This window comes from Rhizobium sp. WSM1274, from assembly GCF_025200775.1.
Classification (GTDB): Bacteria; Pseudomonadota; Alphaproteobacteria; order Rhizobiales; family Rhizobiaceae; genus Rhizobium; species Rhizobium leguminosarum_I.
The window spans coordinates 26,209-38,979 of sequence record NZ_CP104139.1 but is presented as its reverse complement, the minus strand read 5'-3'; the positions used below and the strand labels follow the sequence as shown (position 1 = coordinate 38,979).

The window sequence follows — 12,771 nt, the reverse complement described above, 5'->3', positions numbered from 1 at the left end:
GTCAGTCGTCCATCCTGGCGTAGCGTTCCTCGAGCCAGCGCAAACCCAAGACCGAGATCAGGCTGATGACGAGAAAGAAGACGCCGACCAGCGTCATCGGCTCGATGTAGCGGTAATTGCTGTTGGCGATGCTCTTTGCCTGGTTCATCAGTTCGAGCACCGTGATTGCCGAAAGCAGCGGCGTCTCCTTGAACATGGCGATGAAATAATTGGCGAGCGCCGGGATCATCGGCGGGATCGCCTGCGGCAGGATCACGTGGATCCAGGCCTGGCGGGTCGACAGATTGGTGGCCTTGGCTGCCTCCCATTGTCCGCGCGGCACGTTCTCGATGCCGGCGCGATAGACCTCGGCGGTATAGGTTGCATAGTGAATGCCCATGCCGATGACGCCGGCGGTGAGCGGCGCCAGCCGGATGCCGATATCCGGCAGCACGTAGAAGATGAAGTAGAGCTGCACCAGCAATGGCGTACCGCGGATGAATTCCGAGACGAAAGCGACCGTCCTGGAAATGCCGGCGAGCGGTGAGCGCCGCGCAATGGCGAGCCCCAGGCCGACGATCATGGCGACGGCAGCGCCGAGGATGGTGGCGAGAAGAGTGATCTTGAACCCTTCGAGGAGGGTCGGCATGATCTGCCAGACGAAGTCCCAATCCCATTCCATCCGATCAGGTCCTTATGCCGTCGAGGCTGCGCGCCATCCGCCGCTCCAGCCAGCGCATCGTCGCGGAGATCGCCGAGGCCATGAGAAAATAGAGGATGAGGATCGTCGCGAAGGGCACCAGCGTACTGCCGGTCTGCGCCCGCACAACCTGCGCCTGGAAAGTCATATCCGTCAGCGAGATGAGCGACACGACGGCCGTGCCCTTCAAGAGTTCGATTGCATTGTTGCAGAAGGTCGGCAGCATCAGCGGCAGCGCCTGCGGCAGGATGACGTGACGCATGCGCTGGTATCGCGAAAGGTTGAGCGCGATGCAGGCTTCCGACTGTTCGCGCCCGACAGCCTTAACGGCGCCGCGCACCACTTCCGCCGCATAGGCGCCGACATTCAGCCCGAGCGCCAGCACGCCTGCCTGCAGCGGCGTCAGGGTCACGCCCGCAAAGGGCAGCACGAAATAGACCCAGAACAGCTGGACGAAGATCGAGGTGCCGCGAAAGAATTCGATATAGGCCGTCGCCAGAGCCCGCACGGCAAAGAATCGCGACAGGCGGCCGAGGCCCGCCAGGAACGCCATGACAAGCGCCAGAGCAGACCCCATGATCGTCAGCTGGAGCGTCACCAGGGCGCCCTCAAGGATCAATGTCAGATAGCCGGACCATCCCGACATCGGCAACTCGCTTCTCTGGAGATCGTTTGAGGATAACCCGGCCGTGCCGATGGCATGGCCGGGTGCTCACCTCGTTTACTTCGCCGCGGCGCAGAGCTTTTCGCGGCTCGTCGACATCGCCGCCTTGGCCGAGAAGCCGTAGGGCTCGATGATCTTGGCGAATTCGCCGGATTCCTTCAGCTTCTTCAGCTCGACATCGAAGGCGTCGCGGAGCGCAACATCCTGCTTGCGGAAGGCGGCACCATCGCAATAGACCGGCGCATTGACGACGGGAGCGACGGTTTCGAGGTTCGGATCGTTTGCCTTGGCCATCAGATCGTGGATCGACAGGACCGGCAGCGAGTAGACGTCGATGCGGCCGTCCTGCAGCATCTTGATGCCGCTTTGGCCATCCGGAACGACGATGACGCGATCACGCGGCACGCCGGCCTCGAGCGCCAGCTTCTCCTCGGTGCCGCCGCCCGGGGCGCCGATCTTGGCGTCCGGATTGTCGGCGATATCCTTGTAGCTCGTCAGCTTCAGCGGATTGCCCTTCTTGAGAGCGAAAGCTTCGGCGTCGCAGAGGATCGGTTCGGAATAGGCGACGGCGTTGCAGCGCTCGGGCTTCATGAAGAGGCCCGCGGTGATCGCGTCGTGGCGGCCGGCCTGCAGGCCGGGGATCATCGCGCCATATTCCGAGATCGAGGCGACCACTTCCTTGACGCCCAGCTTTTCGAAGATTGCGCGCGCCACATCGGGGGCCGCGCCGGACACCTTGCCGTCGGCGCCGACAGCGGTGAACGGTGGCTCGTTGGCGATGGCGATGCGCGCAAAGCCCTGCTCCTTCAGCTGCTCGAGCTTGTCATCGGCGGCGGAGGCAGGCGCAGCCGCTGTGATCAGAAGCACCGACAGGCTGGCGGCGCTCAAAAGATATCCTGTTTTCATCGTTCCCAACTCCTCTGATTTTCCTTGAGTTTTGTTCTTGCGGGCAATGTCTGAGGTCAGACGCGGTGCCCCGCCGCAATGATCTTGCGCAGGAAGGTCTGCGTCCTCTCCTGGGTCGGATTGCGAAAGATGTCGCCCGGCTTGCCTTCCTCGACGATCTTGCCGCGATCGAAGAACAGCACACGGTCGGCGAAATCATGGGCGAAGCCCATCTCATGGGTGACGAGAAGCATGGTCATGTCGGTTTCGGAGGCGAGCCGCCGCATGACGTTCAGCACCTCCTCGACCAGTTCCGGATCGAGCGCCGAGGTCACCTCGTCGAACAGCATGATCTTCGGCGATAGAGCCAGCGCCCGGGCAATGGCGACGCGCTGCTTCTGCCCGCCGGAAAGCTGCGCCGGAACGCTCTTTGCCTTGTCGGCCAGGCCGACCATGTCGAGAAGCTCCAGCGCCCGCTTTTCCGCCACGGGCCGCTTGATACCCTTGGTCAGCATCGGCGCCAACGTCACGTTGTCGAGCACGCATTTATGCGGGAACAGATTGAAATGCTGAAAGACCATGCCGATCTTTTCGCGCATGCGATGCAGATGCCGTTCGTCAGCCGGCACCAGCCCGCTGCTACCGGGCATATGGTAGAGCTGCTCGCCGTCGACCTCGATATGGCCGCCGCTGATCGTCTCCAGCGTCATCAGAATACGCAGGATCGTCGTCTTGCCGGAGCCGGATGGCCCGATCAGCGCCAACTTCTCGCCCGGCATGACATTCATCGACAGGCCGTCGAGCACGGTCAGCGGGCCGTATTTCTTGACGATGTTGTCGATGCGGATGATGGGCGGAAGCATTCATGTCTCTCCCTGTTGAGACAAGCAATGTCCTAACGATGACGGTCCATCAAAATCATGTCAATTCGTAAAATAATATCATGACAATTATTCTGCGCGCGCTCAAATACAAGGCATCGGCATCAGATCGCAAGCAGCAGCTCTTCCGGATTGCCTTGCGCCAGTGAGGCGACGATGCCGAGCCCCGTCCGCAACTCGCTTTCCGTCGTCGAACCAAGCGAAATGCGCACGGCCGGCGTCCAGCCCTGATCGGCAGTGTGGAACGCTTTGCCAGGCGCGATCGCCACACCGCGCAGCCTTGCCTGCGAAACAAACCCATCCTCGGTATGGTTGCCTGAGAGCGGCAGCCAGACGTGCAGGCTTTGCGGATGCGCCCGGTACGGCAGGCCCGCCAGCATCTCCGCCGCGATCGCGTGCCGGTTCGAAAGCGCACGGCGCTGCCAGTTGACCAGTTCCATCGCCGTGCCGTCGCTAACCCAGCGGGTGGCGATCTCCGCCATGGCAGGTGTCGCCATCCAGTTGGAGACGAGATGCCTGTTGGCGACGGCCGCGACATAGCGGTCGGGCGCGGTGAGATAGCCGATCCGCAGGCCCGGAACGGTAATTTTGGTGAAGCTCGTGACGTAGAGTGTCCGTTCCGGCGCAAACGCGGCCATCGGCGGCGCGCGGTTCTCGACCATCGGGCCGAGAATATCGTTTTCGATGATCGCGATATCATGCTTGGCCGCGACGGTGGCAAGCGCCTGCCTGCGGTTCGCGCTCATCAGCGCCGCCATCGGATTGATCACCGAGGGCTGCAGGAAAATGGCCCGGATCGGTCCCTTTCGACAGGCTTCGTCCAGCGCTTCGGGGATCATGCCCTCCTCGTCGATCGCCAGCCCTTCGAGGTGCAGACCGAGATAGGTGGAGAGCGGAACCAGCGTATGATGGCTGATCGCTTCGGTCGCAACCGTCGAACCGGGCGGGGCAACGCTCATCAGCGCCACCGTCATGCCCGATGTCGCACCGTTCGTCACGCTGATGTTCAGCGGCGATACCTCCAGCCCGCATCGCGCCAGCCATTCCGTAGCGACGGCGCGATGGCGTGGAAATACCATATTCGGCCTGAATGAAAGCGCCGAGCTGGAGGGCAGGTTTTCCGAAAGCCAGCCGAAGGCCTGCCGCAGCCTTTCCAAATGGATCTGCTCGCAGACCGGCTTCAGGATCGACAGATCGATCACCTCGCCCAGCCGTTCCGGCAGATAGGGCGGTTCTGGCTCGCGCGGTCTAGTCTGGACAAAGCTGCCGCGTCCGATCTCGCCTGATATCAGCCCCCGGCGGATCAATTCGTCATAGGCGCGGCTGACCGTCTGCACGGAAAGATGCAGATCATCGGCCATCTTGCGATGCGGCGGCAATTGCACGCCATCGGAGAGCTTGCCGTCCATGATCGCGTTTGCGATCTGCTCGGCAAGCGAGAGATAGGCCGGCCGGCGGAGTTGCGAGGGATCGGGGCGCCACTTTGTCATGATTTTAACACTGCTGAAAATCAGTTCAATTGACAATGCCAAAATGCGCTCCCATTGTCTTTTCGCTGCGTTTGAAATGATTTCTTTCTAAAGAAAGCACCATGAAGCTCGACGCCATCGACCTGCGCATTCTCGACGCCGTCCAGCGCGACGGCCGCATCACCAAGCTGGCGCTGGCCGAAAAGGCCGGGCTGTCGCCGACGCCGTGCTGGATGCGGCTGCGCAAGCTCGAAAAGGCCGGTGTTATCACCGGTTACCACGCGCGCGTCGCGCCACGGCGCATCGCGCCGGTCGCCAGCGTGATGATGGAAGTGACGCTCGCCAATCATCGCCAGGCGGATTTCGAACGCTTCGAGCGCGCCGTGACCGCAATCCCGGAGATCGTCGCCTGCTGGTCGGTCGGCGGCGGCGTCGATTACATCCTGAAAATCATCGCGCCCGACATCGACGCCTATCAGCGGCTGGTCGACGGGCTTCTCGACCGCGAACTCGGCATCGACCGCTACTTCACCTACATCGTCACCAAGACGGTGAAGGAGGACACTGTCCTTCCGATCTCTTCCTTCACTGCCGCCGGCGAAGACGAGACCGCGTCGTAGACAATCTCTCTGCCAGGCCGCCGTCCTTTAGACCATCTCTCTGTTTTCGCCTTCACCAACAGACAATCTCTCGCCCGCTCCCGTGGAAAACTTGCGTCAGCCACGAGGAGACTTGATATGACCGCCGCTTTTGCCCGCCCCGCCTATCATGACGCGCTGTCGCGGCTTGCCGACCGTCATCTCCTGCGCGATCTGGCCTATGTCGGCGGCCGGTGGATCGCCAGCAAATCAGGGAAAAGTTTCGAGGTCACCGATCCCGCCTCTTCGGCGACGCTGGCCTGGGTTGCAAGCCTTGGCGCGGATGAGACGGCGGTGGCGATCGATGCCGCGTCGGAGGCTTTCGCCGGCTGGCGCGCGATGCCGCCGCAGAGCCGCGCGGCGATCCTGCGCAAATGGTTTGAGCTGATGCTGGCTGCCAAAGAGGATCTGGCGCTGATCATGACGCTCGAACAGGGCAAGCCGATCGCGGAATCGCGCGGCGAGATCGATTACGCCGCCTCCTTCGTCGAATGGTATGCCGAGGAAGGCAAACGGCTGAACGCCGAGAGCGTCACCAGCCATCTGCCCGGCGCGGAAATGATCGTCCGGCGTGAGGCGCTCGGCGTCGTCGGCATCGTCACGCCCTGGAATTTCCCCTCTGCCATGCTTACCCGAAAGGCTGCCGCGGCGCTGGCCGGCGGCTGCACGGTCGTCGCCCACCCCTCCTCCGAGACGCCGCTTTCGGCACTGGCGCTTGCTGAGCTCGGCGAGCGGGCGGGCATTCCCGCCGGCGTCTTCAACGTGGCCACCGGCAATGCCGCTACGATCGTCGGGCGGATGTGCGCCGACAATCGCGTGCGCGCCATGAGTTTCACCGGCTCGACCGGGATCGGACGGCTGATCGCCGCCCAGTGCGCTCCGACACTGAAGCGGCTGGTGATGGAACTCGGCGGCCACGCCCCGCTGATCATCTTCGAAGACGCCAATATATCAAAGGCGGTCGAGATCGCCGTCAACGCCAAGTTTGCCACGTCAGGCCAGGATTGCCTCGCCGCCAATCGCATTTTCGTCCAGCGCCGGATCGCCGATGCCTTTGCCAAGGCCTTCGCAGACCGCATTGCCGAACTGAAGGTCGGCCCGGGGCTCGAGGATGGCGCCGAGATCGGGCCGCTGATGCATGAACGCGCCGTCAGCAAGGTCGAGGAGCACGTCTCCGACGCGCTGGCGCATGGCGCGCGGCTCGTTACCGGTGGCAAGCGCCACAGGGCCGGCCGGCTTTTCTACGAGCCGACGCTGCTGACCGATGTGCCGGCGGATGCGCTGATCATGCGCGAGGAGACCTTCGGGCCCGTTGCGGCGGTTACCACTTTCGACACCGAAGACGAGGTCATCGCCCGCGCTAACGATACCGAATACGGCCTCGTCGCCTATATCGTCACGGAGAACGGCGCCCGCCAGATGCGGCTCGGCCGTGCGCTGGAATACGGCATGGTGGCGGTCAACCGCGTGAAAATCACCGGCGCTCCCATTCCCTTCGGCGGCTGGAAGCAGTCCGGCCTCGGCCGCGAGGGTTCCCGCCATGGGCTCGAGGCCTTCACGGAGCTTAAATATCTCTGCATCGACACGGCCGCCTGAGCCGCTCCATTTTCAAGAAAGAGGCTACGACATGCTCGATAGAAGCAACGAACTCACCGCCTGGGACCGCGATCACTTCTTCCATCCCTCGACCCATATGGGCGGGCATGCCCGCGGCGAGACGCCGACCCGCGTCGTCGCTGGCGGCGAAGGCGTCTACATCACCGATACGACAGGCCGCAAAAGCCTCGACGCCTTTGCCGGCCTTTATTGCGTCAACGTCGGCTACGGCCGCCAGAAGATCGCCGACGCGATCGCCGAACAGGCGAAGAACCTCGCCTATTACCACGCCTATGTCGGCCACGGCACGGAAGCCTCGATTACGCTTTCGAAGATGATCATCGACCGCGCGCCCGACGGCATGAGCCGCGTCTATTTCGGTCTCTCCGGCTCGGACGCCAACGAGACCAACATCAAGCTCATCTGGTACTACAACAACATCCTCGGCCGCCCGGAAAAGAAGAAGATCATCTCGCGCTGGCGCGGTTATCACGGCTCCGGCGTCATGACCGGCAGCCTCACCGGCCTGGCGCTTTTTCACAACGCTTTCGACCTGCCGCGCGCACCGGTGCTGCACACCGAAGCACCCTATTATTTCCGCCGCCCCGACCGGTCGATGAGCGAGGAGCAGTTCTCGCAATATTGCGCCGACAAGCTCGAGGAGATGATCATTACCGAAGGCCCGGAAACGGTCGCCGCCTTCATCGGCGAACCCATCCTCGGCACCGGCGGTATCGTGCCGCCGCCGAAAACCTACTGGCAGAAGATCCAGGCCGTGCTCGACAAATATGGCATCCTGCTCGTCGCCGATGAAGTCGTCACCGGCTTCGGCCGTCTCGGCACCATGTTCGGCTCGAATCATTACGGCATGAAGCCGGACCTGATCACCATCGCCAAGGGCCTGACCTCGGCCTACGCTCCCCTTTCCGGCACGATCGTGTCGAACAAGATGTGGCAAGTCCTGGTTCGGGGTTCCGATCAGATGGGCGCGATCGGTCACGGCTGGACCTATTCCGCTCATCCGATCTGTGCTGCCGCAGGCATTGCCAATCTCGAGCTGATCGACGAACTCGGCATCGTCGAGAATGCGGGTGCGACCGGCGCCTACTTCCGCTCGGAACTGGAGAAAGCCATCGGCGGCCACCGCAACGTCGGCGAAGTCCGCGGCGACGGACTGATGGCGGCCGTCGAATTCGTCGAGGACAGGGACGACCGAAAATTCTTCGATGCCGGCCGCAAGATAGGCCCGCAGGTCGCCTCCGCCCTCCTCGAACGCGGCGTCATCGGCCGCGCCATGCCGCAGGGCGATATCCTCGGCTTCGCCCCGCCGCTCTGCCTGACCCGCGAAGAGGCCGATATCGTGGTCAAGGCCGCGGCGGATGCGATCGAAACCGTCTTCACGAACATCTGAGGAGAAGAACGGCATGACGATCCCGGAAAAGATGGCGGCCGTATTGCTCACCGGCCATGGCGGTCTGGACAAGCTCGTCTATGACAGGGACGTGCCCGTCCCGAGACCCGCGGACGGCGAGGTTCTGATCCGCGTGACGGCCTGCGGCATGAACAATACTGACGTCTGGGTCCGCCAAGGCGCCTATGGCACCGAGGACGATCCGTCCGCCGTCTCCACATGGCGCAGGCAAGGCAACACGCTGACATTCCCGCGCATCCAGGGCACCGATACGGTCGGCCATATCGTCAGCGTCGGCGCCGGCGTTAATCCGGCACGCGTCGGCGAACGCGTCATGGTCGACTTCTCGATCTATAACCGCGACGACGACAGCCTCGCGGACATCGATTACATGGGCCATGGCCGCGACGGCGGTTTTGCCGAATATATGGCACTGCCGGCCGAAAACGCCCATGTCGTCGCAACCGATCTGACCGACGTCGAACTCGCCACCTTCTGCTGCGCCTACCTGACCGGTGAGCGCATGCTGGAAAGGGCAAGGCTTGTCGCCGGCGAACGCGTTCTGGTGACCGGCGCTTCGGGCGGCGTCGGCTCGGCGATCATCCAACTCGCGCGGGCCCGCGGCGCCATCCCGATCGCGGTCGCCGGCCCCGGCAAGGAAGCGGCGATGCTCGATATCGGCGCCGAAGCGGTCGTGACCCGCGGCAAGGGCGATCTGGCCGAAGCCGTCCATTCCGCCAGCCGTGGGCAGCCGATCGATGTCGTCGCTGATCTCGTCGGCGGGCCGCTGTTCAACGATCTTCTGAAGATCCTGCGCCCCGAAGGCCGCTACACGACGGCCGGCGCCATCGCCGGCCCGGTCGTCCAGCTCGATTTGCGAACCCTGTACCTGAAGCAGCTGGAACTGCACGGCTCGAGCCAGGGAAGCCGCGCGGACTTTCGTCGGATCGTCGGCTATATCGAAAGCCGGAAAATCCGGCCGCTCGTCGGCGGCGTCTATCCGCTGTCGGAATTCCACCGTGCGCAGACCGACTTCATGGCGAAGAATATCGTGGGCAAATTGGTCGTGGTTCCCGACCAACGATAAGACCCGATCGCTGATCACGCCCCAGGCGAACTTTATGAGCCTTGCGGCGTTTCACGGCCATGGAAAATCATTGCAATGACATCGAGCGTTCGCTGTTGCGGAAGATCCAAGGCTTCCTTCTATCCATGAAGGAGACCGAACTGTCGTTCGCGCCAAGCGGCCGCTGATGCCAACCGGCAGCACGACATACCTCACCCCTGCCGAACTCGCAAGAATTCGGCGTGCCGTCGGCCTAGCCCGCCTGATGGATACCGCGGTCAGATTGCCCGTCATCGGCGTGCGGATCGGCGCGGACTCGGTTCTCGGCCTCATCCCGGCGGTCGGCGACATTGCCGGATCCCTCATCGGTCTTTTCATCATCGATGAAGCAAGACGTCTCGGCATTCCCACCCACAAGCTCGCCCGCATGGCTGTCAATCTCGGGATCGACGCCGCCGGCGGAACGGTTCCCCTCCTCGGCGATCTTTTCGACGTCTATTTCAAATCTCATCGCCGGAACGTCGGCATCATCCTCGACCACTTTGGGATCAGCGAAGACGAGCTGAACCGGCGCATTTGACGAAGCCGATCGTTTCGCTCAGCGATCACAATCCTTTGCAGTTCTTCCTCGTCAGGAACCTATGCGGGGTTTTGGCGTTCGCCCTGTTTCAATCACCAAGTGCGAGACCGGCCCGTTGGATCAGAGCTCTCCTCCCAAAAGCGACGAAACGAAACGCCTGCAGGATCAATCCGCGGAAGATAATGCACGGCAGAATGACGGTAAGGAGGAAGAGCGCCCTTCGCTGCTTCGCCGTCATCCATTCATGGTCCTCTCCGGCATCGCTGCCCTGTTGCTGCTGGCTGTCGCCGGCTATTTCATCTGGCTGGTCTATTTCCACCCCTACGAGACGACGGACGATGCCTTCGTCGATTCCCGCAGCTTCTCGGTTGCCGCAAAGGTTTCAGGTTATGTGTCGGACGTATCCGTGACGGATAATCAGCACGTGACGTCGGGCGATCCGATCCTGAGGATCGATCCTCGCGATTATCAGATTGCGCTTGATGCGGCGAAAGGCCAGGTTGGGGTCGCCGAGGCGGCCATTTCAAGCGCCGAGGCGCAGATCGCAGCGGGCGATGCCGCTATCGACGAAGCCAAGGCGCAGCAGAATTCGGCAGCAGCCGCACTTCAGTACGCGCAGGACGAGGCCGATCGGCAGCAGCAGCTGGTCAAATCGGGCGCCGGTTCCGAACAGGCTGCGCAGCAGGCGACCTCCACGCTCAGGCAAAGCCAGGCAAGCCTGGCGCAGGCGCAGGCAAGTGTCACCTCGGCGCTGAAGAACAAGACAGCCGCCGAAGCGCAGAAGGCGAGCGCGATTGCCAGCCTGCGTCAGGCCCAAGCCCAGGTCGAGGCCGCCGAACAGAACCTCGCCGACACGACCATCACCGCAGCGCAGCCCGGTCGCATCGTCCGCCTTTCCGGTTCCAGAGGGCAATATATCCAAGCCGGCCAGGCCGTGTCGATGTTCGTTCCCGACGAGATCTGGGTGACTGCCAATTTCAAGGAGACGCAACTGACGGATATGCGCCCCGGCCAGCCGGTCGAGCTGACGATCGACGCCTATCCGAACAGACCGCTGAAGGGCCACGTCGATTCGGTCCAGCCGGGATCGGGCACCGCCTTTTCGCTGCTTCCCGCCGAGAACGCGACCGGCAACTACGTCAAGGTCATCCAGCGCGTTCCCGTCAAGATCGCCGTCGACGACTGGCCTCAGGACGTGGCGATCGGACCTGGAATGTCGGTGGTTCCGACGGTAACGGTCCGCCCGAGGGATTGACGTGAGCGGCGCTGCGACCACCGCTGGCAGCCAGGCATCGCCGACACAAGCGGCAAACCCGTGGCTGATCGCTCTCGTCGTCTCGCTCGCCACCTTCATGGAGGTGCTCGACACGACGATCGCCAACGTTGCTCTTCGCTATATATCTGGTGGCCTCGCCGTAAGCGCCGACGAAGCCTCATGGGTCGTCACCACCTATCTCGTCTCGAATGCCATCATCCTCGTCGCCAGCAGCTTCATCGCGAAACGCTACGGCCGGCGGCGCTTCTATCTGCTTTGTCTTGCGACCTTCACCATTGCCTCGATCCTTTGCGGCATGGCCTGGAACCTGGAATCGCTGCTGATCTTCCGGATGATCCAGGGGTTTGCCGGCGGCGGCATGGTGCCAATCTCGCAATCGATCCTCGCCGATTCATTCCCACCCGAAAAGCGCGGGCAGGGATTTGCGCTGTTCGGCGTTGCCGTCGTGGTTGCGCCGGTGATCGGCCCGACGCTCGGCGGTTATCTCTCCGACAATTTCTCATGGCACTGGTGCTTCCTGATCAATGGCCCTGTCGGGCTCTTCGCCTTCGCGCTCGTCTATATGCTGGTGAAGGAGCCGGACTCGCTGAAGCGGGAGCGGGCGGAAATGCGCCGCACCGGTATTCGCATCGACATCGTCGGGTTCCTGCTCGTCGCCACCTTTCTCGGCGCCCTGGAAGTGGTGCTCGACCGGGGACAGATCGAGGATTGGCTCGATTCGAATTTCATCGTCGTCACGATTGCAATCTGCATCCTCGCCCTTGCGGCCGCCATTCCCTGGCTGATGACGAAATCGAATCCGATCATCGACATCCACCTGCTGGCAAGCCGGCAGTTCGGATCGTGCTTCATCGTCATGCTGGCAACGGGTGCGATCCTGATCGCAACGACACAATTCGTCCCTGAGGTCCTGCAGCAGAACTTCGGCTACACGGCCACCTGGGCCGGCCTCGCGCTATCGCCCGGCGGCCTCATGGCGATGGTCATGATGTTCGTGTCGGGCCGGCTCTCCGCCCGCATCCAGCCGAAATATCTGATCGCCATCGGTACGGCGATCATCGCGGCGGCCATGTGGGACATGACGAGGATCCATGCCGATCTCAACTTCGGCTTCTTCGTCTGGTCGCGCATCTTTCTCGGCCTCGGCCTGCCGCTGATCTTCATTCCCATCACCTCGGCATCGTATGACGGCCTGCGCCCCGACCAGACCGACCAGGCATCGGCGCTGATCAATGCCGCCCGCAACACCGGCGGCTCGATCGGCGTGTCGATCGCCTCGAACGTACTTGCCCATCGCGAGCAATGGCACCAAAGCCGGCTCGTCGAAAGCGTGGTGCCATCCGATCCCGCCTACCAACAGACACTGCAAACCGCCACGCAGCATTTCATGGACAGGGGTTCGACGATGGCGGACGCCCAAACGCAGGCAACCGCCTGGATCGGAGAGCAGGTTCAAACACAGGCGAGCTATCTTGCCTATATCGACGTCTTCCACACGCTCATGCTGATCTCCCTTTGCCTCATCCCTCTTGCCCTGATCCTGCGAAATATCGATCTGAAACAAGGCGGTGGCGGCTCGGGTCATGGCTGATGGCCAGATCGAGCATCTGTTCCATCAGCCGACAT

General features: G+C 62.6%; 12 protein-coding genes. 7 read left to right on the top strand and 5 right to left on the bottom strand.

Annotated elements, in window-relative coordinates; all coding sequences use genetic code 11:
• Nucleotide 1: 1 nt before the first annotated feature.
• From ehuD to ehuR, 5 genes are all read right to left on the bottom strand, one after another.
• Complete coding sequence (gene ehuD / locus N2600_RS24420; RefSeq protein ID WP_162115661.1) at nt 2-661, bottom strand: ectoine/hydroxyectoine ABC transporter permease subunit EhuD; 660 nt, start codon at nt 659-661, stop codon at nt 2-4.
• A gap of 4 nt (nt 662-665) precedes the next feature.
• A complete protein-coding gene (ehuC, locus tag N2600_RS24415) occupies nt 666-1,325 on the bottom strand; it encodes an ectoine/hydroxyectoine ABC transporter permease subunit EhuC (RefSeq protein ID WP_026154478.1) in 660 nt (219 codons plus the stop codon).
• Nucleotides 1,326-1,400: 75 nt separating this feature from the next.
• A complete protein-coding gene (gene ehuB / locus N2600_RS24410; protein WP_017967335.1) occupies nt 1,401-2,249 on the bottom strand; it encodes an ectoine/hydroxyectoine ABC transporter substrate-binding protein EhuB in 849 nt (282 codons plus the stop codon).
• A gap of 56 nt (nt 2,250-2,305) precedes the next feature.
• Nucleotides 2,306-3,091: an ectoine/hydroxyectoine ABC transporter ATP-binding protein EhuA gene (gene ehuA / locus N2600_RS24405; protein ID WP_017967336.1), complete on the bottom strand. Its 786-nt coding sequence runs from the start codon at nt 3,089-3,091 to the stop codon at nt 2,306-2,308.
• A 122-nt stretch (nt 3,092-3,213) separates the two neighbouring features.
• Nucleotides 3,214-4,599 carry a MocR-like ectoine utilization transcription factor EhuR gene (ehuR, locus tag N2600_RS24400; RefSeq protein WP_260299143.1) on the bottom strand — a complete coding sequence of 462 codons (1,386 nt, stop codon included), beginning with the start codon at nt 4,597-4,599 and terminating at the stop codon, nt 3,214-3,216.
• 101 nt (nt 4,600-4,700) lie between these two features.
• Here ehuR and N2600_RS24395 point away from each other — a divergent pair, with 101 nt between their 5' ends.
• The 7 genes from N2600_RS24395 to N2600_RS24365 all read left to right on the top strand — a co-directional run bounded on the left by N2600_RS24395 (nt 4,701) and on the right by N2600_RS24365 (nt 12,736).
• Nucleotides 4,701-5,198 (top strand): Lrp/AsnC family transcriptional regulator, encoded by a 498-nt coding sequence (locus N2600_RS24395; protein ID WP_260299142.1) that lies wholly within the window; start codon nt 4,701-4,703, stop codon nt 5,196-5,198.
• A 117-nt stretch (nt 5,199-5,315) separates the two neighbouring features.
• Nucleotides 5,316-6,812 (top strand): NAD-dependent succinate-semialdehyde dehydrogenase, encoded by a 1,497-nt coding sequence (locus tag N2600_RS24390; protein WP_260299141.1) that lies wholly within the window; start codon nt 5,316-5,318, stop codon nt 6,810-6,812.
• A gap of 31 nt (nt 6,813-6,843) precedes the next feature.
• On the top strand, nt 6,844-8,223 hold the full coding sequence (locus N2600_RS24385) for an aspartate aminotransferase family protein (protein ID WP_260299140.1): 1,380 nt from the start codon (nt 6,844-6,846) through the stop codon (nt 8,221-8,223).
• A 13-nt stretch (nt 8,224-8,236) separates the two neighbouring features.
• Complete coding sequence (locus tag N2600_RS24380) at nt 8,237-9,310, top strand: alcohol dehydrogenase family protein (protein ID WP_260299139.1); 1,074 nt, start codon at nt 8,237-8,239, stop codon at nt 9,308-9,310.
• A gap of 166 nt (nt 9,311-9,476) precedes the next feature.
• Nucleotides 9,477-9,869: a DUF4112 domain-containing protein gene (locus N2600_RS24375; protein ID WP_260299138.1), complete on the top strand. Its 393-nt coding sequence runs from the start codon at nt 9,477-9,479 to the stop codon at nt 9,867-9,869.
• A gap of 115 nt (nt 9,870-9,984) precedes the next feature.
• Nucleotides 9,985-11,124, top strand: coding sequence for an HlyD family secretion protein (locus N2600_RS24370; RefSeq protein WP_260299137.1), 1,140 nt, complete (start codon nt 9,985-9,987; stop codon nt 11,122-11,124).
• A 1-nt stretch (nt 11,125) separates the two neighbouring features.
• On the top strand, nt 11,126-12,736 hold the full coding sequence (locus N2600_RS24365; protein ID WP_260299136.1) for a DHA2 family efflux MFS transporter permease subunit: 1,611 nt from the start codon (nt 11,126-11,128) through the stop codon (nt 12,734-12,736).
• Nucleotides 12,737-12,771: the final 35 nt, after the last annotated feature.

Excerpts from the sequence above, each read along its gene's own strand:
- ehuD (WP_162115661.1), bottom strand. The coding sequence starts at position 661 with ATGGAATGGGATTGGGACTTCGTCTGGCAGATCATGCCGACCCTCCTC.
- ehuC (WP_026154478.1), bottom strand. The coding sequence starts at position 1,325 with ATGTCGGGATGGTCCGGCTATCTGACATTGATCCTTGAGGGCGCCCTG.
- ehuB (WP_017967335.1), bottom strand. The coding sequence starts at position 2,249 with ATGAAAACAGGATATCTTTTGAGCGCCGCCAGCCTGTCGGTGCTTCTG.
- ehuA (WP_017967336.1), bottom strand. The coding sequence starts at position 3,091 with ATGCTTCCGCCCATCATCCGCATCGACAACATCGTCAAGAAATACGGC.
- ehuR (WP_260299143.1), bottom strand. The coding sequence starts at position 4,599 with ATGACAAAGTGGCGCCCCGATCCCTCGCAACTCCGCCGGCCGGCCTAT.
- N2600_RS24395 (WP_260299142.1), top strand. The coding sequence starts at position 4,701 with ATGAAGCTCGACGCCATCGACCTGCGCATTCTCGACGCCGTCCAGCGC.
- N2600_RS24390 (WP_260299141.1), top strand. The coding sequence starts at position 5,316 with ATGACCGCCGCTTTTGCCCGCCCCGCCTATCATGACGCGCTGTCGCGG.
- N2600_RS24385 (WP_260299140.1), top strand. The coding sequence starts at position 6,844 with ATGCTCGATAGAAGCAACGAACTCACCGCCTGGGACCGCGATCACTTC.
- N2600_RS24380 (WP_260299139.1), top strand. The coding sequence starts at position 8,237 with ATGACGATCCCGGAAAAGATGGCGGCCGTATTGCTCACCGGCCATGGC.
- N2600_RS24375 (WP_260299138.1), top strand. The coding sequence starts at position 9,477 with ATGCCAACCGGCAGCACGACATACCTCACCCCTGCCGAACTCGCAAGA.